Source organism: Microcoleus sp. Z1_B2 (assembly GCF_036700325.1).
Classification (GTDB): Bacteria; Cyanobacteriota; Cyanobacteriia; order Cyanobacteriales; family Microcoleaceae; genus Microcoleus.
On sequence record NZ_JAUBOQ010000053.1, the window covers coordinates 1 to 25,754 of the forward strand.

Annotated in this window: 22 protein-coding genes; 10 read left to right on the plus strand and 12 right to left on the minus strand. The window is 46.8% G+C overall.

Going from position 1 to position 25,754, the window contains the following annotated elements; all coding sequences use genetic code 11:
• Positions 1-334: 334 nt before the first annotated feature.
• Positions 335-1,783, minus strand: a complete 1,449-nt coding sequence (locus QT984_RS24620) for a RecQ family ATP-dependent DNA helicase (protein ID WP_333052214.1) — start codon at positions 1,781-1,783, stop codon at positions 335-337.
• A 169-nt stretch (positions 1,784-1,952) separates the two neighbouring features.
• On the opposite strand from QT984_RS24620, the gene QT984_RS24625 reads away from it, so the two are divergent.
• Positions 1,953-2,783, plus strand: a complete 831-nt coding sequence (locus QT984_RS24625) for a phytanoyl-CoA dioxygenase family protein (RefSeq protein WP_333052216.1) — start codon at positions 1,953-1,955, stop codon at positions 2,781-2,783.
• Positions 2,784-3,069: 286 nt separating this feature from the next.
• Here QT984_RS24625 and QT984_RS24630 read toward each other — a convergent pair whose 3' ends face one another.
• Positions 3,070-3,453 (minus strand): hypothetical protein, encoded by a 384-nt coding sequence (locus tag QT984_RS24630; RefSeq protein WP_333052219.1) that lies wholly within the window; start codon positions 3,451-3,453, stop codon positions 3,070-3,072.
• Between the two features lie 31 nt (positions 3,454-3,484).
• Here QT984_RS24630 and QT984_RS24635 point away from each other — a divergent pair, with 31 nt between their 5' ends.
• Together QT984_RS24635 and QT984_RS24640 are read left to right on the plus strand one after the other, a co-directional pair.
• The gene (locus QT984_RS24635) at positions 3,485-3,673 is read left to right on the plus strand and encodes a hypothetical protein (protein WP_333052221.1); all 189 of its coding nucleotides are present in this window, start codon (positions 3,485-3,487) and stop codon (positions 3,671-3,673) included.
• Between the two features lie 268 nt (positions 3,674-3,941).
• Positions 3,942-4,496 carry a M23 family metallopeptidase gene (locus QT984_RS24640; protein ID WP_333207798.1) on the plus strand — a complete coding sequence of 185 codons (555 nt, stop codon included), beginning with the start codon at positions 3,942-3,944 and terminating at the stop codon, positions 4,494-4,496.
• A gap of 154 nt (positions 4,497-4,650) precedes the next feature.
• Here QT984_RS24640 and ftsH read toward each other — a convergent pair whose 3' ends face one another.
• Complete coding sequence (ftsH, locus tag QT984_RS24645; RefSeq protein ID WP_333052227.1) at positions 4,651-6,585, minus strand: ATP-dependent zinc metalloprotease FtsH; 1,935 nt, start codon at positions 6,583-6,585, stop codon at positions 4,651-4,653.
• A gap of 796 nt (positions 6,586-7,381) precedes the next feature.
• Here ftsH and QT984_RS24650 point away from each other — a divergent pair.
• Positions 7,382-7,927 (plus strand): NADPH-dependent FMN reductase, encoded by a 546-nt coding sequence (locus QT984_RS24650; RefSeq protein WP_333375174.1) that lies wholly within the window; start codon positions 7,382-7,384, stop codon positions 7,925-7,927.
• Between the two features lie 157 nt (positions 7,928-8,084).
• Here QT984_RS24650 and QT984_RS24655 read toward each other — a convergent pair whose 3' ends face one another.
• Positions 8,085-8,315 carry a hypothetical protein gene (locus QT984_RS24655; protein ID WP_006635545.1) on the minus strand — a complete coding sequence of 77 codons (231 nt, stop codon included), beginning with the start codon at positions 8,313-8,315 and terminating at the stop codon, positions 8,085-8,087.
• 132 nt (positions 8,316-8,447) lie between these two features.
• On the opposite strand from QT984_RS24655, the gene psb32 reads away from it, so the two are divergent.
• Positions 8,448-9,170, plus strand: a complete 723-nt coding sequence (gene psb32, locus QT984_RS24660) for a photosystem II repair protein Psb32 (protein ID WP_333052230.1) — start codon at positions 8,448-8,450, stop codon at positions 9,168-9,170.
• 60 nt (positions 9,171-9,230) lie between these two features.
• Here psb32 and QT984_RS24665 read toward each other — a convergent pair whose 3' ends face one another.
• Entirely contained in the window at positions 9,231-9,614 is a 384-nt protein-coding gene (locus QT984_RS24665; protein ID WP_333052232.1) for a DUF4346 domain-containing protein, read from the minus strand.
• A 332-nt stretch (positions 9,615-9,946) separates the two neighbouring features.
• On the opposite strand from QT984_RS24665, the gene dcm reads away from it, so the two are divergent.
• A complete protein-coding gene (gene dcm, locus QT984_RS24670; protein ID WP_333052235.1) occupies positions 9,947-10,984 on the plus strand; it encodes a DNA (cytosine-5-)-methyltransferase in 1,038 nt (345 codons plus the stop codon).
• A 391-nt stretch (positions 10,985-11,375) separates the two neighbouring features.
• Here dcm and QT984_RS24675 read toward each other — a convergent pair whose 3' ends face one another.
• The 3 genes from QT984_RS24675 to QT984_RS24685 form a co-directional block, all read right to left on the minus strand.
• Complete coding sequence (locus QT984_RS24675) at positions 11,376-11,786, minus strand: hypothetical protein (RefSeq protein WP_333052239.1); 411 nt, start codon at positions 11,784-11,786, stop codon at positions 11,376-11,378.
• 258 nt (positions 11,787-12,044) lie between these two features.
• A complete protein-coding gene (locus tag QT984_RS24680) occupies positions 12,045-13,853 on the minus strand; it encodes an aspartate kinase (protein ID WP_333052242.1) in 1,809 nt (602 codons plus the stop codon).
• Positions 13,854-14,116: 263 nt separating this feature from the next.
• A complete protein-coding gene (locus tag QT984_RS24685) occupies positions 14,117-14,524 on the minus strand; it encodes a hypothetical protein (RefSeq protein ID WP_333052244.1) in 408 nt (135 codons plus the stop codon).
• A 111-nt stretch (positions 14,525-14,635) separates the two neighbouring features.
• Here QT984_RS24685 and QT984_RS24690 point away from each other — a divergent pair, with 111 nt between their 5' ends.
• Together QT984_RS24690 and QT984_RS24695 are read left to right on the plus strand one after the other, a co-directional pair.
• Positions 14,636-15,295 carry an HAD family hydrolase gene (locus QT984_RS24690; protein ID WP_333052247.1) on the plus strand — a complete coding sequence of 220 codons (660 nt, stop codon included), beginning with the start codon at positions 14,636-14,638 and terminating at the stop codon, positions 15,293-15,295.
• 406 nt (positions 15,296-15,701) lie between these two features.
• Positions 15,702-19,043, plus strand: coding sequence for a PAS domain S-box protein (locus tag QT984_RS24695; protein ID WP_333052249.1), 3,342 nt, complete (start codon positions 15,702-15,704; stop codon positions 19,041-19,043).
• A 156-nt stretch (positions 19,044-19,199) separates the two neighbouring features.
• Here the strand turns inward: QT984_RS24695 and QT984_RS24700 are convergent, their stop codons facing one another.
• Positions 19,200-21,377 (minus strand): iron uptake porin, encoded by a 2,178-nt coding sequence (locus QT984_RS24700; RefSeq protein WP_333052252.1) that lies wholly within the window; start codon positions 21,375-21,377, stop codon positions 19,200-19,202.
• Positions 21,378-21,555: 178 nt separating this feature from the next.
• On the opposite strand from QT984_RS24700, the gene QT984_RS24705 reads away from it, so the two are divergent.
• Both QT984_RS24705 and QT984_RS24710 read left to right on the plus strand, forming a co-directional pair.
• On the plus strand, positions 21,556-22,287 hold the full coding sequence (locus QT984_RS24705; protein ID WP_333207791.1) for a sucrose-phosphate phosphatase: 732 nt from the start codon (positions 21,556-21,558) through the stop codon (positions 22,285-22,287).
• Positions 22,288-22,706: 419 nt separating this feature from the next.
• The gene (locus tag QT984_RS24710) at positions 22,707-23,060 is read left to right on the plus strand and encodes a DUF6464 family protein (RefSeq protein WP_333052256.1); all 354 of its coding nucleotides are present in this window, start codon (positions 22,707-22,709) and stop codon (positions 23,058-23,060) included.
• Positions 23,061-23,291: 231 nt separating this feature from the next.
• Here QT984_RS24710 and QT984_RS24715 read toward each other — a convergent pair whose 3' ends face one another.
• The 3 genes from QT984_RS24715 to QT984_RS24725 form a co-directional block, all read right to left on the minus strand.
• Positions 23,292-23,642 (minus strand): late competence development ComFB family protein, encoded by a 351-nt coding sequence (locus QT984_RS24715; RefSeq protein ID WP_333052258.1) that lies wholly within the window; start codon positions 23,640-23,642, stop codon positions 23,292-23,294.
• A 74-nt stretch (positions 23,643-23,716) separates the two neighbouring features.
• Positions 23,717-24,025: a DUF1830 domain-containing protein gene (locus tag QT984_RS24720; RefSeq protein ID WP_333052260.1), complete on the minus strand. Its 309-nt coding sequence runs from the start codon at positions 24,023-24,025 to the stop codon at positions 23,717-23,719.
• A 1,178-nt stretch (positions 24,026-25,203) separates the two neighbouring features.
• On the minus strand, positions 25,204-25,590 hold the full coding sequence (locus QT984_RS24725) for a response regulator (RefSeq protein WP_333052261.1): 387 nt from the start codon (positions 25,588-25,590) through the stop codon (positions 25,204-25,206).
• Positions 25,591-25,754: the final 164 nt, after the last annotated feature.

The following is a 25,754-nucleotide window of genomic DNA, read 5'->3' on the forward strand; positions in this document are numbered from 1 at the left end:
ACTAACTCGCAGCGGAGTCAGGCTAACCGTCCCTGGATAGGAGAACCTATCCATTTAGGCTAAACGAATCGCACATCGGTAATCATATCATGTCCGAGCGATTAACCATACTATCCCGGTCGGGGCGGGTTTTTGGGATGGTCAATTATTGGCAGGTATTGTTGGTGAACCCGCCCCTACAAAAATCCCGGCCCCTCAACCGGACATGATATCACTAATTTAAAATCGATCGATTTGTATGCAGTACATATCCTGTAGGGGCGGGTTTCACCAACAATACGCGCCTGTAACTAATAATCTCGTAAACCCGCCCCCACCCAGGGTAAATTTCCAATCACCGGCAATTATCGCAGTGCCCGCACCGCATAAATTTAGCCTCATTTGCAAACCCAAAAGCTTGCAGCAAAAATTGCCACCTGCACTCGCGATGTTTGAGATATTTTGCCATTTCTTCCGCTGCAGTAAAAGTTGATTTTTCTGCTTTTTGCTGGGGAGATTTATTGATCGCATAATTAAAAGGATCTTGCCATGTTAATTGTCCGCTACTGTGCAAGATAGAAAGGGCGATCGCACTTTCGGGAAATTCGCGGGAAACTGCTTCTATATCGCCTTTAACAGGCAGTTTTTTAGCTAATTGCTGAGCTTCTCGGTATTGCGATCGCAATTTATCTTGAAAAAATTCCTTTCTTTGTTTATCTTCAGGATAAAGCAAACCCGTAGGTTCGCTAATCAATGTCAGGGCGATCGCTGATTTGCCGTCGCGTCCGCCTCTACCAATTTCCTGAATGTATTCCGATAATAGCAAAGGTGCTTGATAATGAACAACCCACCGGACATCGGGCTTGTTAATTCCCATCCCGAATGCTGAGGTACAAGTCACGAATTTAAGCTCGTTTTTCAGCCAAGCGTTTTCGATTTTTCGCCGTGATTCTGGACTCAAACCTGCATGATATGCTGCTGTTTCATAACCTGCTGCTTCCAACAAATCCGCCAAGCTTTCGCTATCTTTTCTAGTGCGGACATAGACTAAACCTGCTTGTTTGGGTCGGGATTTAATAAAATTTAATAACTGCTGTTTGCGTCCTCTCGGCGTCCAGACTGTTTGCACTTGCAGGTGCAGATTAGAACGGTAGGGACTTAGCAAAAATGCTTCGGGTTTTTGCAGTTGCAAGACATTTTTGATTGTCTGCTGTGCTTCCGGGTTGGCGGTAGCGGTAAAAGCTGCGATCGCAATTTTACTGTTTGCTGGTTTAGCTTTCAACAAAGCCGATCGCACTGTTCCCAAACGGCGGTAAGCTGGTCGAAAAGTATCGCCCCACTGCACTAAACAGTGAGCTTCATCTAATATTAAACCGTTGATTTGGATGTGTGGCTGACTGATAATTTCCCAAACAGGTTTGCTGAGTAATGTTTCGGGAGACAGGTACAGCAATCTTAATTTGTTTTGTTGCAGCGATTGCATAGTTTGTCGGCGCTGCGCTGTTGGCAATTGACTGTGGAGGAGGGAAGCGGGTAAATTGCGATCGCGCAATTCTTGTACTTGGTTTTCCATCAGTGCGACTAACGGCGAAACTACCAAAGTTAAACCTGTTTGTAACAAAGCTGGCAGTTGAAAGCAGATGGATTTGCCGCCACCTGTCGGCATAATTATAAGTGTATCTTTTCCGGCTAATAAACTACCGACGATTTCTCCTTGGGGTGGTCGAAAGTCGTCGTATCCCCAGATTTTTTGGAAGGCAGCGCGGGCTTGATTTAATGATGTTGGTTCTTGTTGGTCTTTCATTTAATTTATCCCCAAATCAGACGTAATGTGAGCAGTGCCTGCCCTAAATAATTAAATTTTGTGTAAGTCCTGATGTACCAAGAAACCGGGTGGCTGGTTTCATAATATGCAAGTATCGAGCAGAATAAGTGTTAATTTAATAACAGTTAATAATTTTACTTTTTTAAGTATGAACGCAAGCACGTTAAGCGAAGTTTTCAGCTATCGGCAAAAGACTTGTGATCTTTTCGACACAGCAGGGGCGGTAGAAGCGGTGCGCGAAGATGGTTTTGCGCTGATGCCTGGTGTACTCAGTCCGTCGGAAGTGGCGCAAACAAAGGAAGCACTCGATCGCCTGCAACCCTTCGGACTCGATGGTAGCAGTTGGAGTGAATTGAACCAGCATTTTAAGTGCGTTTTTAATCGCGATCGCCTGTGGCTTTCCTATGCCGATCGACCGGGTATAATTGAATTAGCCGAAGCATTAATGGGCAGCGATTGCCATATTATCGGCATGACTGCGTGGAAAAGCGGGCCCGGTTATGATGGTTGGCGCGTCCACGTCGATCAGGTGTTTGTACCCCTGCCCGAAAGCGTGTTTGCCGTTAGCGGAGCCCTCGAAGAGGAACGCACTTTTCAACTACCAGTATGGATTTGTACAGCCCATTTCTATCTCAGCGACATCGCAGAAGACCTCTGTCCTACCTACATTATTCCTGGTAGTCACAAATCTGGTCGAAAACCAGAACGCGGGGAAGAAACTTGGAACGGACACTCCCCAGAACCAGTTTTGTGCAAAGCAGGAGATGTGCTGTTTTTCCGCAGTGAAATTTGGCACTCCGGCGGCAGAAATACGACAACAGATGGAACTCGCTACTTACTGCAAGTGCATTATTCCCACCGCAACATCGCGCAGAAATTTTCGCCTTGGCCGTGGCAGTTTAACCCCGAAATAATCGCTACCGCTACTGAACGCCAACTGCGGCTGTTAGGCAAACATCCTGAGTCAAATTACGGTTAAAATACATGGCTAATTCTGTTTGATTACCTGTATAGCAAGCCTTAGAAGAAATATGAACACCATCTATTCTCTTCTATTCCTTTCTCTTTTCTGCTCTTTCTCTGTGTCCTCTGCGCCCTCTGCGGTTCATCAAAAAAAATATCTGTCACAAATCCATTAACATTATAATGTCAAAGTTATTTGAGACTTGGAGTTTTGGATTTGGGATTACGATCAATTCTAGAGAATGGTAAATCTCCAAATATCTTGAGCAATCCAAAATCCAAAATCCAAAATCCAAAATCCCCTAAGACTCCTCGCCGTCTCGGCGGCCGAGCTCGTACACGCCGCCACCAATACAGGCGATCGTACCCATAGATACCGCCCAACCAGTACCCAGAGAAAATTCTACGCCCCAATTGCACAATCCGCCCACAATCAAAAAGGGCACAATGCTCAACAGCGAAGCGTAAAACGCATTTTGGGCTTCTCTGGCTTGGCGGGTTCTTTCAAACTCGGCTTCCGAGGTGTAGAGGGATCTCTCAGCAAAATTCATCCAGCGGTTGAGTTGCAGGATTACCCATTCTGTGAGGGGCGACAGGCCCCAGTACAGGGCCAAAGACCACAAGGACGCACCGGCGATCGCAGTTGCGTCTATGGCAAAACTAAAGGGAAAAATTTCAGTAAGCATTGCTTGATGTGTTATGAATTTGAGATTTTGGATGACATCCAAAATCCCGGAACTAACTAACTATAGTGTCAAGCAAAAGCTCGATCGGATTCAACCGCAGCACGAATTAGTCTGCCAACTTTTTTTTATCTCCCCTGGGCATTTACCCGGAAGCCTTGACACGGGTTTTGGATGGAGTAAGATACACGTTGTTGATAAACTGATTCGCGATCGCGGGTAGAGCTCAAAGCCAATCTTGCAGCGAATTGGCATAACTTACATTTTGCACCCTTCTCACAAACGGGCTTTCCGGCCCGTTCCACAAAGGATGATTTTTTTGTGGGCTCGGCCGGAAAGCCCGCCCCTGAAAGCTTTATTGACAAGGGTGCAAGATGTGAGGCTAACAGACAACGCAAACTCCCACACACATTTAACTTTGAGCCGTGAAAAAAATCCTGCAAGACTCTAGAGGCCCGCTGACGGCAAAACGCTTTTTTCGTCTCAGACAGATGCTGCTGCTGGCACTTTCGATCGGCATTGTGTTGATTAGCCCTTATTTGCAGCAGCAGGTGGTCAAAGCTCAGTCAGGCTTACCAACCAGAGTAGCGACGGGTAATTTGTGGCAAGAAGCTTCTTTTCCAGTCGAAAACTTTGAAACCTACACTTCCCCCTTCGGCCCCCGTGGCGGGGATTTTCATTACGGTTTGGACTTGGCCGCCCCGGAAGGCAGCTATATCCGCAATTGGTGGGGCGGGCAAATTGTGGAAGTTTGGGAAGATGGCCGATGCGGCACTGGTATGATCGTGCGATCGGGAAATTGGGAACACATCTACTGTCACCTCAGAGGCCGAGTGCTAACGGCTAACGGCGGGCGTTATTATACCGATCGCGAAGGTACTTTGCAAATTTGGCAAGGTCAAACAGTGCCTGCGGGTGCGAGAATTGCCAGAGTTGGGATGACCGGCCGCACGAGTGGGCCTCACTTGCACTGGGGATTGAAGTACGGCGGCCGCTGGGTTGACCCGGCTTTGGTTCTCCGGGAAATGTACGCGCAACAATCTTAATTAGTCATTAGTTAGTAGTCATTAGTCATTAGTCATTAGTGATTAGTTAGTAGTCATTTTTGGGGTTTGTAGTAATGAGTAAAGTCCTGATTTTTTCGAGAATGAGGAATAAAGTCATCACTACAAACTTGAATAACTAATGACTAATGACTCTTTATGTTGGTGCCAACTCTTTTTTGTTTACCTCGGTGTAGCGAGCGACAATTTGCCGGAATTCGTCGCCGTCGATCGTTTCTTCATCCAACAGCGCTTCGACAAGTTTGTCTACCAAATCCCGATTTTCGCGGATAATTCGGCGAGCTTCTTCGTAGCACTCAAAGGCAATTTCCCGGACTTGGCGATCGATCTTGATTGCCATTTCTTCGGAATACTCCGATCGCGAATTCCAGCTTTGACCCAAAAACACCTCATTGTTCGGACTTTCCAAAGCCACAGGCCCCAAATCCGACATTCCGTAAAGCGTTACCATCTCCCTGGCGAGACTGCTAACTTTTCTGAGATCGCTACCGGCACCGGTGTCGATTTCAGCATCGCCATAAATTTCGGCCTCCGCCGCCCGTCCCCCCAAAGCTACTTTAATTCGGTTTAACAGCAAAGCCCGACTCCTCAAACCTTCGCTGTCGAGCATTTCGTCGTCGAGCACAAAGCTAGTAAAGCCTTCGATGCCACCGGAACGGGGAATAATCGTTACTTTTTCCACGGGGTCGGCATTTTTGAGCATGGTCGCGACTAGGGCGTGTCCGACTTCGTGGTATGCTGTCATCCACTTTTTCTTGCTGTCGAGCAGCGGGTTGAGCGTCAGCCCGATCGTGATCCGGTCGATCGCGTCGTGAACTTCTAAGTTAGTAATCGTGTCTTTGCGACGCCTCGCAGTGAGAATTGCTGCTTCGTTGAGCAAGTTTGCCAAGTCAGCGCCGGAAAAGCCGGGAGTGCGGCGGGCGATCGTGTCTAGGGCAACTTCTGGGTCGAGTTTTTTGTTGCGCGCGTGAACTTGCAAAATCCCCAAACGCCCTTTGTAACTGGGTAAATCTACCGTTACTTGTCGATCGAACCTGCCGGGTCGCAGCAGGGCGGTATCGAGCACGTCGGGGCGGTTAGTAGCTGCAATCACAATCACACCGCTGTTACCCTCAAAGCCGTCCATTTCTGTCAGCAACTGATTGAGAGTTTGTTCGCGTTCGTCGTTGCCGCCGCCGATACCAGCGCCCCGCTGCCTTCCTACGGCGTCTATTTCGTCGATGAAGACGATGCAGGGCGAATTTTCTTTAGCTTTGCGGAACAAGTCGCGGACGCGGGAGGCGCCAACTCCGACAAACATTTCGACAAATTCGGAACCGGAGATGCTGAAGAAGGGGACGGCTGCTTCGCCTGCGATGGCTTTGGCCAGCATTGTTTTGCCGGTTCCGGGAGGCCCGATTAACAGAACTCCTCTGGGAATTTTGGCGCCGATGGCGTTGAAGCGTTCGGGTTTTTTGAGGAAGGTTACGACTTCTTGCAGTTCTTCTTTAGCTTCTTCGATGCCTGCTACGTCGTCGAACATCACGCCGGTTTTGGCTTCCATTTGGAAACGGGCTCTGGATTTGCCGAAGTTCATGGCATTTCCTTGAGATTGGGTCGATCGGCGCAGGATTGCCATCAGCACTGCCAACACTGCAAAAATCACTAGCAAGTTTATTACTAAACTGACTGCCGCTGCGTTATCTGCTGTTTGTTTGACTTCAAAGTCAATCTTTTTGGCGCGGATTTGCGAGTACAGTTCTCGGTTGTTGTAGTCGAACAGACTAACTGATTGGGTTTGATCGCTTTTTTGATTTTTTAGCCTAACCTTGGCAGTTCTTTGAGTTTCGTCTACTTCGATTTTACTGACTTGCCCTTTTTCTATGTTGTCGATGAGTTGGCTGTAACTCATGGTGTTTGGCGCACTCTCGGCAAACACCGGGGTCGAGAGCAATATTCCTTGAGAAATCACCAAACTGCCCAGGATGCGCCAAAGATTCCGTCCTGGAATTGATTTTTTAGGATTCTGGCTCGACTTGTCTTTGTTTACAGCTAGATGCCCCAGCCATGCGTGTTTCCAAGAATTTTTCATATTGCTTTGCCCAAGGTTGAAGACTGCCAAGATTGACCGCTTGTGGTTTGCTACGTTCATTTATTTTAACAAGAGGGCGGGTGTTGGATGGGTTTATCTCTCGCGGGCATCTTAAGAAACCCCTCAAGAGGGGGGCGGTTTCATTCTCGGTAGGGGCAATCCCCCGTGGTTGCCCCCATGTCCCAAACGCCTGTGCAATGGTCTGTGGGTGGGGGCGGGCACGGGGACTAGGGGTCGCACCGCCCCTACAAAAGCCTGATTTTCGTGAGAATGAAACCGCCCTGCTCTTGAGGGGGGTTTTGAATCCACGGCTGCTCGAGAAACCGGGTTTTTTACCTAATCTGCGGGCTATAACCCAGGATTTTGCTCAAAAAACCCGGTTTCTCGGCTCCCTCCACTGAACTTACCCACGGCTGCTCAAGAAACCGGGTTTTTTACCTAATTTGCGGGCTATAACCCAGGATTTTGCTCAAAAAACCCGGTTTCTCGGCTCCCTCCGTAAATCTCAAATCTCAAATCTCAAATCTCAAATCGATGGATTTTGCTCAAAAAACCCGGTTTCTGGGCCTCTCTACTGAACTTACCCACGGCTGCTCAAGAAACCGGGTTTTTTACCTAATCTGCGGGCTATAACCCAGGATTTTGCTCAAAAAACCCGGTTTCTGGGTTCCGTCGGTAAATCTAAAATCTCAAATCGAAAATCTCAAATCGATTGACAGTTGCCGATCGAACTTGCTATGTTAATCATACTCGTAATGAGTACGTTTTACTCAAGCAGTTATTGTTTTTAAGCTTTATGGTAAAAATTGTCGGCATTGGTGGAAGTTTGCGGGCTGGCTCCTACAGCCAGTTAGCGTTGAAGGTGGCAGCAGAACGGGCGCAGGCTTTGGGCGCGGAAGTTGAAATATGGGATTTGCGATCGCTCAATCTGCCATTCTGCAAGGGTGAGAATGATTATCTCGATTACCCGGATGTGGAAAAGCTGCAGAATGCAGTTAAGCAAGCCGACGGCTTGATTTTGGCAACGCCGGAGTATCACGGTAGCGTCAGCGATGCTCTCAAGAATGCCCTGGATTTGATGAGTTTTGAGCATTTGGACGGGAAAGTTGCGGGTGGGATTAGCGTTTTGGGAGGGCAAGTTAACAGCAACGCACTCAACGATTTGCGCGTGATTTTGAGATGGGTGCACGCTTGGGTAATTCCCGAACAAATTGCGATCGGACAAGCTTGGAAAGCTTTTAGTCCTGATGGTAAATTGTTGGATGAAAAACTGTCTGAAAGGTTCGACGAATTTGCTCGGAGTTTAGTAGAAAATACGCGGAAATTGCGAGGAATTTCATAATTGTATCTCATGACAAATGCAGTCCTGGACGCAACTGGCATAGTCTTTGGGTGCGTCAGTTCCAATAATTTCTCGATTAGAAGAGGTTTTCTCTATCTGACGCACCCTACAAGCTGTAATGTAACAGTTAACAGTTAACAGTCAACAGTCAACTGAGTCAAAATGGCATATCGATCATGTCTCCGAAAGGATGGGGTACGTCGATCGGCATTCTTCCGGGTTTTGACTCATATTTGTCTATCCACTTTTTGGCCAATTCCAAAGCTTCCTCCTCTGTCTTGGCATTTTGGACGGCGACGTGGCGGTTGCCGCGGCTATCCCAAACCTCGACGTAGAAGACTTTCTGGGATTGAATAATCCAACCTTTATAAGTGTCTGCTGGTTCCATAGTTAGAATCCTAAAATAATCGGGCGGGGAGTTCCACTGGCTAGCTAATTGTAAATATTGCCCTGCATAAAATGAATTTTACGGGGGTTTCTATAGTATTTTTGGAAAAAAGTCAGTTTTACGGTTAACCTCATGACTAGACTCCTGAAGCAATTATTTAACTGGAGAAAATATCTCCAACCTTTGGCGGCGACGATCGCGATCGCCCTAATCGCATCCCAGATGGCGGTATTGCCGGCATTGGCGACTGGCGTTTACGAAATACCGGTGTTGTCGGCGGGCGATCGAACTTGGGTGTTCGACAAAGGCGACGTGCTCAGCCGCAGTAGCGAAAGCAATATCAGCAGCGTGCTCGACAACCTGGAAAACAAAACAGGGAAACAAGTCCGATTTGTCACCATCCACCGCTTAGACTACGGTGAAACGGCTGCCACTTTCACCGACCAACTGTTTGAACAGTGGTTTCCCGCAAAAGAAGACCAGACTAATCAAATTTTACTCGTTCTGGACACTGTTACCAACAGCGCGGCAATTCGGACGGGGGAAGGGGTGAAATCCCTGCTAACCGATGAAATTGCCCAGAGTGTGGCCGGGGAAACTGTGCAAGTGCCACTGCGGGAAGCGAATAAATACAACGAGGCATTTGCGGCTGCAAGTACGCGCATTGCAACTGTTTTGTCGGGCGAACCCGATCCGGGCCCTCCTGAAGTTGTTGACAACATTCAAGTTGAAGGCACGTTTAAAAAAGCTGAAGAAACAGATCAAGGCAATGCCACAGTTGTTGTGGTTGTGCTGTTGGTGTTGGCGACAGTGATTCCGATGGTGACTTATTTCTGGTATCAAGGTTTTTCGTGATCGGGTGCTGCTTGCATCCGATCGGTTGCCATTTTGTCAAGAAAATATGGCAGGGCTGCACTAATCTTGAACGTATTCTCGATCGCTCAACAATGCAATTTCTGCCCGTACAAATTCCCGTCCCAGATAAGCCGCGTGATCTAACATTGTCACCGGGTTGGGGCGGGTTTCTTCTAGAATTTTGACACAAAGTTCTTTGGCGGTTCTGCCGGTAAAAAGTGTGGACTGAGTGCGTTCTACTTTGCCGCGGGCGGGGATGGGTTTGCCGGTTTCGGGATCGACGGCGAGGCCTCGATCGTCGATGATGTTGGTGAAATGTTTGGCACAAATTAAGCTGGTTTCGCGATCGAGATAGATGATGAAGTAGCCGCCTGGATCGAGGTCGATGTGGCGTTTGGATAGCTTGTCATCGATTGCGGTGAGGTTTTCCAATGTTTGACTCATGGTTGGTGAAAGGAAGTAAAGAATAGCTATATTTTTTTTGCTATTTCTAGTTTAGTCGGCTGTGGGACAAGTTTGGGACATTGGTTGGTTGAATGCGGGGGAAATTTTCGGGCGATCGACATTCTATCCGATATCTGTGGGGACAGGGCATTGCCGTGTCCGGCGGTGGCTGCTGCGACTTTTAATGAGTGGTATAAGATTGAGGACTGTCACAAGACTTGTGGAACTTGATAGAATGAACCGCAGAGAACGCAGAGAACGCAGAGTGAAAGAAGAGAGAGAAACAAAATATGTTAGGATTGGCTTTAGTAAGATTTAGTATTGAATTATAAATGAAATTTATAGATTTATTTTCAGGAATTGGAGGTTTCAGACAAGGTTTTGAAAAAATGGGCTTTGAATGCGTTTTTTCCTGCGAAATTAACAGCAAATGCCGACAAGTTTACACGGAGAACTTCGGTGAGGTTCCTTTTGGAGATATCAGTAAAATTAATCCCGTTGAGTTAGAAGACTTTGATGTTTTAGTCGCCGGGTTTCCGTGCCAACCTTTTAGTATCTGTGGCAAAAAGCTAGGTTTTGAAGATACTAGAGGCACGCTATTTTTTGAGATTTGTAAAATTATCAAAATTAAGCAACCTCAAGTAGTTGTTCTCGAAAATGTCAAGCACTTAATCCATCATGACAAGGGAAATACCTTAAAAGTAATTATTGCCAGTCTTGAAGATTTGGGATACAGCGTGAATTACAAAATGCTGAATGCTAAAGACTTTGGAATTGCTCAACATCGTGAAAGAATATTTATTATTGCAACTCAAGGTAAACCATTCAATTTTTCTCGGCTTAAAATCCAGTTGACTCCAAAAATCAGGGAATTTCTAGACGAGACAGGAGATTTTGAAATATTGGATAAATCCGAGTATACTCTAATTGAGTCTCCGAGAAAGCAAGATTCGGGACTTTTATTTGTAGGTTACAGAAATAAAGGTACTTGGAAAACTGGCGTGAGGCCGAATACAGAACATTTATCGAGAGTTCACAGACAGCCTAATCGCATTTATTCGGTAGATGGAGTGCATCCGACAATTCCTTCGCAAGAAACATCGGGCAGGTTTTTTATCTACATTCCTGAGCAAGATATGGTGAGAAAGTTGACGCTGAAGGAATGTTACCGTCTTATGGGTTTTCCTGAAGATTTTAAAACTTATCCGAGTGCGGGGGAAAGTTACAAGCAAATTGGGAATTCGGTTTGTGTGCCGGTTGTGGAGGCGATAGCGCAAGAAATATTAAGTCAAAATTTATTGTCAAATGAGCCAAATGAACCACAAAGAAAAACTGAAGAATATATACAGCTTGTCCTTTTAAATTGCTGATATTAACTTGAGGAAGATTCCCATACAATTCGAGACCGTCTTGCTAACAAAAGTGCAAGCTCATCAGCCCTTGGACGGTTATCTTCACGATAGGGCAAGCCTATAATACTCCCATGAGATGAAGAGTCACGTACTACATTTAGACCTAGTTCTCGAATTTTCCCTAAATCCAGGCTAGCAACTCCTTCACAATTTCTCAATGCACTCAAAGATTGCTCTAGGGAAAAATTGACAGAAATACCCTGTTCGTTTATACGTTGGCGCAAATAGTAGGCGTCCGATTTGACGATCGATCTATCCCGATCTATCCATCCTTTTCGGAGAGCTCGGTAAACAAGTGTACGATCCGGTAATGTTTCAAACTCTGACGCACTCCCTGAAGATGGTTCTATCATATTTTGTTAAACCACTGCAACCAGTAAACTAATGTTGATGATGAAGCTATATTTTCGACCGCATTTTCATTGTTTGCATGGTGATAAATGTCAACTGGTTGCTCCGCACTGCATGGACAAAATAGGCGAACTGTACGCTCTGGTTCTAAGCTTGTCCAATCTAGTGTAATACTGCCTCTGTCATCTGTACCTGTTGAGGCTTTTGGAAAATTATCACCCAAAATATCATAGGTTTCTACAATCAATTTCATCGCTGTTCTGAAAGCATACTCAGTTGGTCTCAAAATCCCGTACTCATCCTCTTGTTCTAAATCTAAAAGTTCGATCAGACGTTCAACAGTGATTCGGAAATTCAATAAACCGCTATTGCTACTGCTCTCAGTAATCTGTTCTTTCGCTACAGTCATAAAATTCAATCCCTTTTAGGCGATCGCCAATTTAATCCTAACACAGCCTCATGCTGTGAAATTTGTACTCAAAACTGCGATCGTTGACTCTCGATCAATATTTGCAAGGACACAGCAGTGCCGTGTCCAAATCCGAATATATTTGTAGGGATACAGCACTGCTGTGTCCGCGATATTTGCAAGGACACGGCAGTGCCGTTTCCCTACCGAAAACCGCGATATTTGTAAGGACACGGCAGTGCCCTTTCCCTACTTGTCTTAAGCTGGAACTTGGATTCTTTCGGTGCCGGCAAGTTCAAAGGCTGCGTGAATTGCCTTCAAAGCAGTTACGCCTTGTCCTTCATCCACAACGCAGCTAATTTTAATCTCCGAAGTTGCAATCATTTGAATGTTGATTTGCTGGCGGGAAAGCGCTTCAAACATTTTTGCCGCTACTCCCGGATGCGCTACCATCCCGGAACCGACAACGCTAACTTTGGCAATTTGTGTATCGACTGCTACTTCGCCCCATCCGAATTCTGGGGCGGCTTTTTCGAGGACTATTTTAGCAGCTTCGGCGTCGATTTGTGCTACGGTAAATGCAATGTCGCGAGTTAATATGCCGTCGATATTGTGACAGCGCTGCGACTGAATGATTGTGTCTACGCTGATATTTTCCTCGGCTAAAAGTCCGAACAGTTTTGCTGCTACTCCGGGTCGATCGGGCAATTGGCGAATTGCTAGACGCGCTTGATTGAGATCCAACGCAACGGCGCGGACTGCGGGCGGTTTGTGGGATGATGAATGCAGCCCAACAGGGGAGTTGGCGACATCAAATGTTTTGCAGAGTTCGGCAACGGCCCGATCGCAATCTTCAGCATCGATCGCACAACTAACTTTAACCTCGGATGTAGAAATCATTTGAATGTTAATTCCCGCATCCGCTAAAGTCTTAAACATCTGCGCCGCTACCCTCGGACGACCGATCATTCCCGCACCCGCAATGCTAACTTTAGCTATGGGCCGCTCTTCTGCTTTCACTTCCGGTTCTCCCAATTCTGGGCGAGAATTCTTGCCGAGGGTGGGAATAATTGCATCTGCAACGGCGGTGGCTTGTTGCAGAGATTTTCGCGTCACTGTGAAGGCAATATCGTTAGTATTTCCTTCATGAATTGACTGGATAATTAAGTCTACATCGAGGTTTTGTTGGGCGATCGCACCAAACAACCGCGCTGCTACGCCGGGGCGATCGGGCAAACGCAGCAGCGACACCCCTGCCTGATCTAAGTCAAATTCCACCGCATCGACGGCTTTTGCGAGCTCCAAGCCCTCCAAAGGCCGGGGTTGCGGGGGTGGGGACACTACACGGGTACCGGGGGCGTCACTCCAGCTAGAAAGCACTACCAGCGGCACGCCGTAATTCTTCGCAATTTCTACCGCGCGCGGGTGGAGGACTTTTGCACCCAAACTCGCCAATTCCAGCATTTCGTCGCAAGTGATTTCGTCCATCAATTGCGCGTCGGCAACCAAGCGCGGATCTGTAGTCAGAATTCCGGGCACGTCGGTATAAATTTCGCACCTGTCGGCCCGCAGCGCAGCAGCCAAGGCTACTGCTGTTGTGTCGGAACCGCCACGGCCCAAGGTGGTAATTTCCAATTCTCCGGCATCGGCGATGCCTTGGAAACCGGCAACCACAACGACTTTACCGCTTTTTAACTGGCTTTCAAGCCGATTCGGATCGATTCGCAAAATTCGGGCGCGGGTGTGGGCGGCTTCGGTGACAATGCCGACTTGGGCGCCGGTGAGGGAAATGGCGGGCTGTCCCATTTCCTGCAATGCCATGCTTAAAAGTGCGATCGAGACTTGTTCCCCAGTGGAAAGCAACATATCCATTTCCCGCTTGTTGGGATTTGGGGAAATTTCCTTGGCGAGTTTAACTAAACCGTCGGTGGTTTTGCCCATCGCTGAAAGTACGACAACCAGAGAGTTGCCGAGCTGTGCTGTTTTTACTACTCGTCTGGCTACTTCCAAAATGCGATCGACTGTACCAACCGAGGTTCCGCCATATTTCTGAACAATTAGTGCCATAGATTCTACACAAAGCTACAAAATACTTATCAAATAATACAAGCAGCTTCTGGATTAGAACCGATGTCGATCTTGTTTTTGAGGCTGGTAGGTGCCAATCAAGAAACCGGGTTTTTGGCTAGATTGAAGGTTTGAATCGAATACTTTGGCGAAAAAACCCGGTTTCTCGTCACCGCTGCGTAAGTTCAAAGAAACCGGGTTTTTGGGAGATTGATGATTTTTTGCGAATATTTTGGCGGAAAAACCCGGTTTCTGGCTACCTATTAACCTCCTTCTAACTCTCGCAAACGCGCTTCTAAGGCTTGAATTCGCTGCTCGGCTTCTATTCGCTTTTGCCGCTCTTGTTCTGCTTCTGACTGCGCTTGTTCGACTGCCAATTCCGCTTGTTCAACCCGTTCATCAGCAGCCAGCAGCAAATTCCCCTCAGCATCCCACCAGCGCATCCAAGGCCGTTCTACGCCCTGATAAATACCGGAATATTGACCGATGCAGTATTGTCCGTCGGGATGAAGTTGGTCTAAAATGGGGCGAACAGATGTTGTTAACAGGATGCTTTGAGGGAGTTCTTGAAAGTTTTTCACAAAAGCACCGTCGGAGTCGGGTAATTGAGTGTGATCTGGAAAATCGGTAAAATCTGTTACTAGAAGTTCGGGTTTTTCGGTGACACTCATGTTGACCTCTTGAATGTTGAAAAATTATACTTATAATTGGTGAATGAGAGATTAATTATGCTATTATATCGTGGCAAACCTCCGATTGCTAGATAGAATATTTTAAATAATATGAGTCAGTACAACTTAATTATTTTCGACTTCGACGGCACTTTGGCAATTACCCACAAAGCTATTGTATTTTGCTTTACCAAAACTTTTGAGACTTACAATATTACCCCGCCTGCTGCTGATACTATTATAGGTACGATCGGCATCAATTTACCAAATAGTTTTAAAATCCTCCATCCGGCGATCGAGGAAAGCGCAATTCCTGAATGGGTTGAAACTTACCGCTCTTATTATCGGACGGAAGGTGAAAAGCAGGTAGAGTTATTTACCGGGACAAAGCAAGTGTTGCAGTTGGCGCGTCAGTCGGGATTGAGCCTGGGAGTTTTCAGCAACAAACAGGTTACTTTTGTTAATTTATTACTAAAAAATTTGAGCATTCACAGTTTTTTTGATTTGATATTAGGTGATAACGGACAAATAATTCCGAAACCCAATCCGACTGTTTTTCACTCGATTATTAAACCGCTGTTCCCGGAGTTGGATAACAGTCAAATTTTAATGGTTGGCGATACAGCGATTGATTTGCTGTTTGCTAAAAATGCTGGGATAGATGTTTGTTGGGCGGCTTACGGATATGGCGATCGCGCTCAGTGTCTCGCCCTAGAACCGACTTTCGCGATCGACGATATTTCAGAACTTGCTGTGTTCGTTCAAAATTAATTTTTCCTCTGTTTGTTTGAGAGAATAGTTTGAATCATTTAACTATAAAGTATTTAATTATTTTTTTTACGATAGCCGGACGATGTATTTTTATTTAAGCTAAAAAATAAATGACCGAACTTGTAAGCCGCCCAAACTCTGCCAAGTAAACTATACCAGAGATAGAGTTATGGTGGGAACAACTATTATAAATTAACAACTAGGATTCCTGTGAAGGTAGAAGGCACAAGGCAGAAGGCAGAAGGAAAAAAAACGAGGGAAGCCAGATTTTCTTTAGGTAGAATTTAGCGCCAAAATTCTGCATGATAGCCTTCTAACTTCTGCCTTCGGAAAACAGGGAAATTCTGTTAAACTTTAGGGTGTGCTGGCAGTCGGTATCTACAATAAACTCAATTTATAGAAACTTATGCAGATCGATATAAGCATTCCTTCTGAAACGCTATCGCCGACTCGTACTGGCGGCACACCGAATTTAATAGAAGAAGTATTTCGGCTGTACGATCGCGCCCTGGCAGCTACCAGCAACGGCATCGCGATCGCGGACGCTACCCGGCCGGACAAGCCTATAGTTTACTGCAACGGTGCTTTCGAGCGGATTACAGGCTACAATCGCAGCGAAATAATCGGGCAGAATTGCCGCTTCCTGCAAGGCCCAGATACCGATCGCGCGGCCGTCGATCGCATCCGCGCGGCCATGAAAGAACAACACGACTGCAAAGTAGTTCTGAAAAACTACCGCAAAGACGGCACCGCCTTCTGGAACGAACTCACCATCTCGCCGGTGCGCGACAGCAGCGGGCTCGTTACCCACTTCATCGGCGTTCAATCTGATATCACCGATCGCTTCCAAGCAGAAGAAGCCCTCAAACAAGCCGAGGCAAAATACCGCAGCATCTTTGAAAACGCCACCGAAGGCATATTTCAAACCGCCCCAGACGGGCGCTACCTCAGCGCCAACCAGGCACTCGCCCGAATGTACGGCTACGATTCGCCGTCTGAATTGATCGCAAAATGTTCGGCAAAAAACATTTACACCGATCGCACCCGCCGCGATTCGTTCATGGCAGAAATCAGCAAAAACGGCTCCCTGAAAGAGTTTGAGTCCTGCGTCCGCCGCCAAGACGGCAGCACTACCTGGATCTCGGAAAACGTGCGCGAAGTTCGCGACGAAGATGGCGAACTCCTTTACTACGAAGGAACCGTCGCCGAAATTGCCGATCGCAAACAAGCCGAAGCAGCCCTGCGCGATCGAGAATACTGGCTGAAAACCGCGATCGACGCCGTGCCCGACGCCATCAACCTCACAGACAGCGAGGGGCGCTGGCTGATTGCCAACGACTGCGCCCTCCAACTTTTGGGCTGGGAAACCTCAGACTACCAGGGCAAAACTACTGCCGAACTCGCTGCCGCCGCCGATCCGAGAGTCAGAGAAATCCTCCTAACTTGGCAGGAAACCGACGAAACCACCTGGCAAGCAGGCACTCTTACCGACCGCCGCCAAATTGTCCCCTTGCCCACAGGCGGCAGCAATTTGTTTGAAGTGCGAAAAGTGCCGCTGTTCAACCCCGACGGTTCGCGCAAAGGTTTGGCAGTGGCGGGGCGCGACATCACGCAGGAAGTGGCAGCGGATGCAGCTTTGCGCGACAGCGAACAGCGGTTTCGGGCAATTTTTGAACGCGCTGCGATCGGCATGGTAGTCGCTACCCTCGAAGGTGTTGCGATCGCCACTAATCCGGCATTTCAAGCTATGCTGGGGATCTCGGAAGCTCAACTGCGGGGTCTCGGCCTCGACGACTGCGCGCACCCGGAAGACGCACAAGTTTCGCGCGAGTTGCGCCAACAGTTAGTCGCGGGCACCCGCGAAGCTTACCAAATCGAGAAGCGCTACCTCCGCCAAGACGGCAGCATCAGGTGGGGACGCCTCAGCGCCTCTGTCATCGACAGCAGTCAGGGAACGCCGCAGTTTATTTTGCAAATGGTAGAGGATATTACCGATCGCAAACAAGCCGAGTCAGCTTTGTTCCAAAATGAGGCTAAGTGGCGATCGCTGATTCTCAACAGTTCCGACATCATTACTATTCTCGATGCTAGCGGTCGCATTGTTTACGAAAGCCCTTCTGTAGAAAGAGTTTTGGGCTACGAACCCCTTGAACTCGATCGTCAAATTGCTCTCGATTCGATCCACCCTGACGACATTGCCTCGGTGATTTCCGACGGCGAAAAACTGATCGCAAATCCAGGCGTTCCCATCGCCCTAGAAGGTCGGTTCCGGCGCGCTGACGGTTCTTGGTGTTTTCTCGAAGGTGTGGGCATCAACTTGCTAGCAGACCCCGCTGTGAAAGGAATTGTGATCAACTCCCGCGACATGACGGCGCGCAGGCAAGCAGAGTACCGCCTCAGCAAAATCAACGAGTGCTTTTTGGGATTCACCACCGACGCCGCTGAGAACATCCAGCGCCTGACATCCTTAGCCGGCGAGCTTTTGGGCGGAAACTGCGCCATCTACAGCCACGTCGGTGGCGGACTGCTGCAAGCGATCGCGACTTGGCAAGCGCCGCCGGACTACCCGCTGGTCGATCGCGCCGAGGGCCACATCTGCACTGATGTATGCAGCAAAGGAAGCGATCGGGCTGTTGCCATTCCTGACTTGCAGAACACGATCTACGCCCAAATCGATCCCGCTGTCATCCGCTACCAACTGCGAAGCTATCTGGGACAAGCAGTGCGCCTGGGCGACAATTATGTGGGTGCGATGTGCGTTCTCTACACTGAGTCGATCGCGCCCACAGAAGCCGACTGCAAGCTGATCGGAATTATTGCCGCGGCGATCGGAGTTGAGGAAGAACGGGCCGCCGCCGCCTCGCGCGATCGGCAAAAATCCCAAGAATTGCAAACAGCTTTGCGCGACTTGCAGCAAACTCAAATGCAGTTAGTACAAACCGAAAAAATGTCTTCCCTCGGACAAGTGCTAGCAGGAATTGCCCACGAAATTAACAACCCAGTTGGCTTTGTCGCCGGCAACCTCTGCCACGTCCGAGGCTACGTTCTAGACTTATTAGAAATCGTGCAAGTCTATCAAGAAGAGTACCCAAATTCCCCTACAAAAATTCAGCAACAAGCCGAAGATATAGACTTAGAATTTCTAGCAAAAGACCTGCCCAAATTGCTCAATTCAATGCAGACCGGATGCGAGCGCATTGTAGAAATTATTCAAACTCTCCGAAATTTCTCGCGGGCGGACGAAGCAAAAATCAAAACTGCCGACATTCACGAAGGTTTAGAAAGTACCTTGTTAATGTTAAACAGCCGGCTGAAAGCCAAACCCAACTGGCAGGGCATTAAAGTTATTAAAGAATACGGAGAACTGCCGCAAATAAACTGTCATCCCGGACTGTTAAATCAGGTATTTATGAATGTATTGGCAAATGCGATCGACGCCTTGGAAGAAAGCTGCAGCCAAGCAAAAAACACCGGAAATACTATCTTTCCTACTATTACCATTCAAACAGAAACAATTGATGATAAGAGCATTTTAATTCGGATTAAAGACAATGGCTTGGGCATTCCCGAAGATCATATTGTGCGTTTGTTTGACCCATTTTTTACCACAAAACCCGTAGGTAAAGGCACAGGTTTGGGTTTATCAATTTCGCACCAAATTGTCGTTGAAAAACACAACGGCAAATTGCAGTGTCACTCGGAACCCGGTAAAGGCACTGAATTTATCATCGAAATTCCAATTCGTTGACATCAGGACGACGCTAATCAGGATATAGCAATCCTCGCATCATTCGTGAATTTCTTACTTCCTCTCCGCGGGTTCGGGGAGGGTTGGGGTGGGGTAAAAAATTTACGACTCATTGAGGATTGCTATATAATTATGTTCAAGTCAGCCCTAACTTACTTAAAAACTAAACTGCGTCCGCAAATTGCCCACAAAAATTGTCGGGTTGTTATCGAAATTGTTGGGATTGCCGATCGCATAAAATGCTGGTACGATCGAAACATGGTCGGTGAGAGGAAAATAATAAGTTGCCTCAATTTCGTACTGCGTGCCGCCATTCCCCCCGCCAGAAACCAGAAACCTCCGACCGCCAGTAAAGTCAAAAGGTACTAAATATGACACCGTAAGCAAAGCTCCTTCTTTAAACAAATCGGGAAATGCAACTCCTAACTGATAAGATTGATTTTTGATCGTGCCGTCGGGTCGGTTAGTCTTGGGAAATATGTTGGTTTCGGCGTAGCCGTAACGGCCGAAAAGACCAAAACCGCGAGTGACTGACCAATCGAAATTGAAACTATAAGTATTCGCAGTCGCATTCCCCAGCCGACCACCAAAACCGTCATCTGCCACACCGTTTAACGGCTTGCTGTTAGGAGATCCAATTAAGCCGCCGATTTGCTGGATGTTTGAACGGCTGTACAAAAAGCGCAAATTAGTCCGATCGCTCGGACTGAATGTTAATTCTGCTGTAGTCGTATTTGTCCCGTCAAACAAGCCTTGAGACGGATTGGAAGCCGAATTAAACACGGAAGTTGGCAAAAATTCTGTACTCTCGCCCAAGTAACCAAAACGCAGTTTCAATGCGCGGCCGATATCCCACAAAGCCAAAGCACCGGCACCGCGTCTGGTAGCGCTTAACAAAGGGCTGTTGTTAGAATTAAAGCTGCTCGCACCGTCTACGAAAAAGTTAAATTTATTGTTGTCAAAGTAGCGGTAAAAATTAATCCGCGGCCCGACTACTACTTGCAAGCTGTTGGTAAGCGGGAACCGATAGGAAAGTTCCCGCAGGATAACTTCATTGGGATTTGCTCCGGCAGTTTGATCGAGAAAAGGAGTGCCGAATGTATTGAAAAAACCCGTTGAAGTATACTGGTTGGCGGGGGAATTGCCGTTACCTACAGCTAGCTGTGTAATCAATTCGTCTTTCCCTGTAAAGGAAGTAGTGAGAGTTAACCAAACTAACTGACTGAAAGTGATTTCTGGATCATCGTCCACTCTCTGCACAATTGGTCTGTTGGTGACTGGATCGCGTCCGGCTACTCGATCGAGCGGAGCAGCATTTCCATCTATTGCTTCAACTCGGACTCGATCGCCCGCAAAAGCTCCAGTCAGGTTAAACCAAGCAAATCCGTTTAGTTTAGTTGTCGTGGAAAATTGGTTGGCCTCCAATTCGGCAGTGCGGGCTTCTAAAGCATCTACTCGACCGCGCAATGTAGCTAATTCTGCTGCAAATTCTTCTTGCAATCTTTGCAAAGCAAGTAAATCTTCTCGCTTGACTAAATTACCAGTAGAACCGCCAATTTGTTTGGTGATTTGATCCAAGCAAGCGTTTAATCCGGCGGCAAATTCGTAGCGAGTCATTGCCCGATTGCCTCGGAATGTGCCGTCTGGATATCCCGCAATGCAGCCGTATCTTTCTACTAGGGATTGCAAGGCTTGAAAAGCCCAATCTGTCGGCCGCACGTCGGAGAGTTGGGAAACAGAAGTGACTTGTGCTGCGTCTTCTTGTATGCTGAGGTCATCAGCGCTGCCCGTCTCGCTGCTGATGTCGTCAACTTTGCTGGCTTCAGCAACGTTTTGAGACTGAGGAGAGTTTGCAATTTCTAACTCCTGTGGGGGCAATTCGCCAATTGCCTCCGTTATTTCTGGGGTTGTTGTTGCACGATCGACTTTTACATCTGTTTCGGGTAAAGCACGATCGACAATTGCTATATCTTGTTTGGGTAAAGCACGATCGACTGTTGCTATATCTGTTTGGGGTAAAGCGCGATTCACCCATGCTGCATCTGTTTCGGGTAAAGCGCGATTCACCCATGCTGCATCTGTTTCGGGTAAAGGGCGATCGACTGCGGAGTTAGTCTCTGCGGTAATCGCCGCTAACTGCGGTATCTCAATCTTACCTGCTGCCAGCGCTGCGTCTGGGGTAGCCCTAGGGAGAGCACTATCTTCTAGCGCAACTTCTGGAGTTGAGGTATCCTGAATTTGAGCTGTTGCGGAGATCGGCCCCAAAGGCACTGCCGCACCAGAAATCAAGAAAGACAGCCAAAAAGCTTTAACGGAGGTTGAATTATTCACCATACCACTCACACCACTTGTTGAAAATTAAATCTGGCCCATCTTAAACGATAAGCTTGCTTATAAATGTAGTTGGTTTAACAAATTCTTATAAATAGTTAAAATTCTTTTAGGAAGCGATCGATTTCCAATCACTAATGACTGATGACTACAGACTACTGACTCCTGACTAATTCCCCAAATGAAGTTTTTATTAGTTACAGATTTAGACAACACGCTAGTCGGAGATGACGAAGCAACTCAAGTTTTCAACCAGCGCTTGCAACCTGTGCGATCGCAAATTTGTTTGGTTTACGCTACCGGGCGTTCTTATGCTTCAACTTGCGAATTAATTGCCCAAAAGCAACTGCTATCACCCGACTATTCGATCGCAGGTGTAGGCAGCGAAATTTACCAAGACGGAATCCTCGATTTAGATTGGGCGGAATATCTTTCTCAAGGCTGGGATAAAATGGCGATCGCCTCTTTAGCACAGCAGTTTTCCCAACTTAAACCCCAATCCGTAAAAGAACAAAATCCTTGGAAAATCAGTTATACTCTGGAACCAGCAGCAGAAAATAGCTCGACAATCAAGGCTTTGCAGCAAAAGTTAACTGAATCGGGACTGCCAGCTCAAATCATTTTTAGCAGCAATAGTAATGTAGATATTTTACCACAAACTAGCAATAAAGGCAATGCCCTTACTTATTTACAAAAGCGCCTACAAATTCCATCTGAAGCAACATTAGTTTGCGGTGATTCGGGCAATGATATCAGTATGTTTGAGCAGGATTTCCGGGGAGTAATCGTCGCTAATGCTCTATCAGAACTCTTAGAATGGCATCGCGAATGCGGCACTGAAAATCATTATTTAGCCGGTTCTGCTTCCGCTTGGGGAATCATGGAAGGAATGGCATATTTTTGGGAATTTTGATTGCCAAAAATTCGGTTTGGTTTGTAGTTAGTTGTGAAGTCCTCAGTACAAACGCACCCCAAGCACCCCAAGTCCTGCAAACAGTTAAAATCTGTTCAGGAATCTCAACCGCGTATCGATCGAACCTGCGAGTTGCGATACCATCAGCGTGTACTGCTTTATCAAACCTAATCGAACTTCACTTGAGTTACCTCAAGCGAGTTGAAGTTTATTTCCTAGCCTGTTGGGCCCAACGTAGTGGAGGGAGTCGGCTATCCCAAGATAAGTCGCCTATTCCCCGATCGCCAAAGGTTCTATAGTTAAGTTGAGCGCCTAAACCTAAATTACTCTATCTATAAAAACTTATCTTTCTAGATGAACAAGATGTAGGTTGAGTCAACTATTTGCCCCTTTAGTTCAGTTCGCCAACGCACCGCCACATGGAACAAAATACTTTACCCGTAGAGGTGATTCTCTCTCACCCCCGCCAATATTTAGGTAGCCTGCGGCTCGATTGGACGCCACAACCGGGGAACTATGTAGATTTAGAGGGACAAACCTACGCTGTTTTGGAACGCCACCACCGCTATCAACTCAAATCCGGCCGCTACCAACTGCAAAAAATTGCCCTGTACGTGCAGTCGGCCACACCGCCGACGGAAAGAACTTTTGTAAGCGGCATCTGGGTTATTGGAGATGCTAGCTGTCGCTTTAATGCTCGATCGGAAATTCTGCGCTGCGCTGTCAATCCCAATGGCCCCTGCGACGGCTGTGGCGATTACCAAAAGTCTTGAACCATCAAGTCAATCGATTTTAGATTTTAGATTTTAGATTTTAGATTTAAGCATTGAGCCCACGGATAAATTCGGGGGCGCCTTTATCGGATACAGGTTTTTTATTTCTGGACGGATGAATCACGTGGCGGGTATCCTGGATGCTTTCCGTCAGTACACAATTTCACCTCGCCCAACTGAGAAACCGAGAGTGCCGAGAATCTCGGCGTCTCCCTCAATGACAATAAACTATCAAAACCAACTAGCAACTCTCGAATCGAATTTAACTTCTTCAGGTAGGGGGTAATCTATCTTCTGATAGCTGTGCAGCACGTCGCGAATGCCAGTATGAATCAAATTTTCTATGTGCAGCAACTGTTCTGAAGAACAGCGAACCTGAACTGTTTGGTTTGACAAAGACTCGCCGGAGTCGATCGCAGTATATCTATTAGGAACTCGGCTGAGCACATAAGCAATTAAATCTTGTCGCAATCCCGAAGGCGAAAAAGCTTGTTGGTATGGGTGCTTCGGATAAGACTCCAAGATAATTTCTACTTCCTCTGTGACTACAGCCAAGGTAATATTGACAAGATTTTTCTGCATTTTCCCTGTCCCCAAAGACTCGTTAACTAATATTTTTGTGATCCTTCTCGTTTTCGTCTGATTTCTCATGAATTTTAACCGGCTAATACCGCCCATCGTTCTTCGGTCATCACCAGCTCGAACTCAGAACTTACCTCTTCTATAACCCGCAGCACGTAGCAGGGAATCTTGTCGGATAAAATAGCACTTGCCACCGTACCAGTGTGAATTTCTAAAACTGCTTCTGCAGCAGCTTCAAACATCAGTCGCTGTCCCGGAAACATCACTCTTTCAAAGTACCAATTAGGAATGTTCCCAATCCGAACAACCTGAACTAGGTTGGTAACATTTGCGTAATAGCACAGAATCTGGTTGTTACCTTTATAAGATAGCCGATCAGACATTTAAAAAATCTCCACACTCTTTCAAAAACTTACTGAGACTTGGCTTTGCCTGTTAGTGGCAATTGTGAGTTTGGATCTTGACAAAAGGACAGACTTATTTTTTTTGTGTTATTCTATAGCACGAATCACATCTTCAGTTATTAATTTTTGTAGCATTGAGTAATCCTGCCAACATTGAGAGGTTTGGCGAAGAAACCCCGTTTGTTCCGGCGAGAACCCCCGGTTTGTTTGGTATGCAGGGCCTATATCCTGACTTATTAAGGTTGTTGTTCTGTTGCACCCGTTAATCGAAAATACCGTCACTTTCCTGAACTCTCCTGACAACAGATTCACTCTTTGGCAGTGGAATGGTGCTGAGAGTGCGATCGACCTTTAGATCCAGAGCTTGGAGTAAACTTTATCTAAAAAATATGAGGAAATTATGAAGACAATCAATTTTTTTTGATAAATCTACTTTTGCCGAAGCAGGGATTACAATACTTAAGCAAAAACCCGGTTTTTTAGCCAAAAACTTGACTCCATCTGTGCTCCTGGGTTAAAAAACCCGGTTTCTGAGGGAAATCTGCGTAAATCTTGGATTAGCAGGCCCAAACCGGGTTTTTTACCAAAAAACTTCGCTGCATCTGTGAGCTCGGATTAAAAAAAACCGTTCTTGAGGCCAATCTGTGTAACTTCTGCAGGAGTTATTCTGCCTGTAAATACGGTGATAGCCGATCGGCTTTGCAGGTAACAAAAAACCCCGACTCCCTGAGATAATCTCTATAATTTCTAGGGAATCAGGGTTTAAATGAACGAATCACCGATCGATCTCAAAGCTAAATCAAAAAAATGAGGAAATTATGAAAATAGCCGGAAAAACTAGCACTTTCCTCGACGCCTAAACCCGGTTCAATAACATAACTGCGTTATTTTCGCAAGAATCAAGGGAATGAGAAAGCGGAGTTTTGATCCTCATCCGGCTTTAATGCCCCTTTGATTCTGCCGTCGGGCTGGGCCGACTTTGTTAGTCTAGTAGCGGTTTCAACTGCCGAGTTTGATCTGCTATCTGCGATGTATTTTACCCGAGTTTAAGCTGTCGCGCATTTAAATTGTATATTAAGGGCGGGCGGGACGCTAGGGCCCCTACTCCCCACAAGACTTTAATTTTTTTTGACCTACAATTTAAATGCCGCCACAGCTTAAAGCAACGGTTCCCAACCCAGAATTTCCGCCACTTGCTGTGCCAAAATCAAAGGATCGAAAGGCTTTGCAATCACCCCCGCTACCCCCAAATCAGCAAATTTGCTCAAATCCATCGCCTGCACCTTAGCCGTCAGGAAAATCACCGGAATCCCCCGAGTAGCAACATTGTTTTGTAGCAAACCAAACAGAGTAAGTCCGTCCATATCCGGCATCATCACATCTAGTAGAATAGCGTCAGGGAGTTGAGTTTCAGCTAACAGCAATCCTTGGCTGCCGCCTGGTGCGCTTAGTACAAACCAGCCACCTAAATGTTCCAGACAAGCCTGAATCACGCTGCAGAGGTTTTTTTCATCATCAATGACCAGAATGCGCTTTGCTGACATAATTAAAACTCAAATTTTAAATTAATCATGGTAAACCGAAAAAAAACTTAGGCACGCTGCCTCCTCAACCGGGTTTCTGGAAAGATATAGCAAAAGGAAGAAGCGATAAAATTAAGAGTTTCCGCACTTAAAAACGTCCTAATCGTCGGGCGCTGTTGATAGAT

Coding starts and splice junctions, on each gene's coding strand:
- QT984_RS24620 (WP_333052214.1), bottom strand. CDS start 1,783: ATGAAAGACCAACAAGAACCAACATCATTAAATCAAGCCCGCGCTGCC.
- QT984_RS24625 (WP_333052216.1), top strand. CDS start 1,953: ATGAACGCAAGCACGTTAAGCGAAGTTTTCAGCTATCGGCAAAAGACT.
- QT984_RS24630 (WP_333052219.1), bottom strand. CDS start 3,453: ATGCTTACTGAAATTTTTCCCTTTAGTTTTGCCATAGACGCAACTGCG.
- QT984_RS24635 (WP_333052221.1), top strand. CDS start 3,485: ATGACATCCAAAATCCCGGAACTAACTAACTATAGTGTCAAGCAAAAG.
- QT984_RS24640 (WP_333207798.1), top strand. CDS start 3,942: ATGCTGCTGCTGGCACTTTCGATCGGCATTGTGTTGATTAGCCCTTAT.
- ftsH (WP_333052227.1), bottom strand. CDS start 6,585: ATGAAAAATTCTTGGAAACACGCATGGCTGGGGCATCTAGCTGTAAAC.
- QT984_RS24650 (WP_333375174.1), top strand. CDS start 7,382: ATGGTAAAAATTGTCGGCATTGGTGGAAGTTTGCGGGCTGGCTCCTAC.
- QT984_RS24655 (WP_006635545.1), bottom strand. CDS start 8,315: ATGGAACCAGCAGACACTTATAAAGGTTGGATTATTCAATCCCAGAAA.
- psb32 (WP_333052230.1), top strand. CDS start 8,448: ATGACTAGACTCCTGAAGCAATTATTTAACTGGAGAAAATATCTCCAA.
- QT984_RS24665 (WP_333052232.1), bottom strand. CDS start 9,614: ATGAGTCAAACATTGGAAAACCTCACCGCAATCGATGACAAGCTATCC.
- dcm (WP_333052235.1), top strand. CDS start 9,947: ATGAAATTTATAGATTTATTTTCAGGAATTGGAGGTTTCAGACAAGGT.
- QT984_RS24675 (WP_333052239.1), bottom strand. CDS start 11,786: ATGACTGTAGCGAAAGAACAGATTACTGAGAGCAGTAGCAATAGCGGT.
- QT984_RS24680 (WP_333052242.1), bottom strand. CDS start 13,853: ATGGCACTAATTGTTCAGAAATATGGCGGAACCTCGGTTGGTACAGTC.
- QT984_RS24685 (WP_333052244.1), bottom strand. CDS start 14,524: ATGAGTGTCACCGAAAAACCCGAACTTCTAGTAACAGATTTTACCGAT.
- QT984_RS24690 (WP_333052247.1), top strand. CDS start 14,636: ATGAGTCAGTACAACTTAATTATTTTCGACTTCGACGGCACTTTGGCA.
- QT984_RS24695 (WP_333052249.1), top strand. CDS start 15,702: ATGCAGATCGATATAAGCATTCCTTCTGAAACGCTATCGCCGACTCGT.
- QT984_RS24700 (WP_333052252.1), bottom strand. CDS start 21,377: ATGGTGAATAATTCAACCTCCGTTAAAGCTTTTTGGCTGTCTTTCTTG.
- QT984_RS24705 (WP_333207791.1), top strand. CDS start 21,556: ATGAAGTTTTTATTAGTTACAGATTTAGACAACACGCTAGTCGGAGAT.
- QT984_RS24710 (WP_333052256.1), top strand. CDS start 22,707: ATGGAACAAAATACTTTACCCGTAGAGGTGATTCTCTCTCACCCCCGC.
- QT984_RS24715 (WP_333052258.1), bottom strand. CDS start 23,642: ATGCAGAAAAATCTTGTCAATATTACCTTGGCTGTAGTCACAGAGGAA.
- QT984_RS24720 (WP_333052260.1), bottom strand. CDS start 24,025: ATGTCTGATCGGCTATCTTATAAAGGTAACAACCAGATTCTGTGCTAT.
- QT984_RS24725 (WP_333052261.1), bottom strand. CDS start 25,590: ATGTCAGCAAAGCGCATTCTGGTCATTGATGATGAAAAAAACCTCTGC.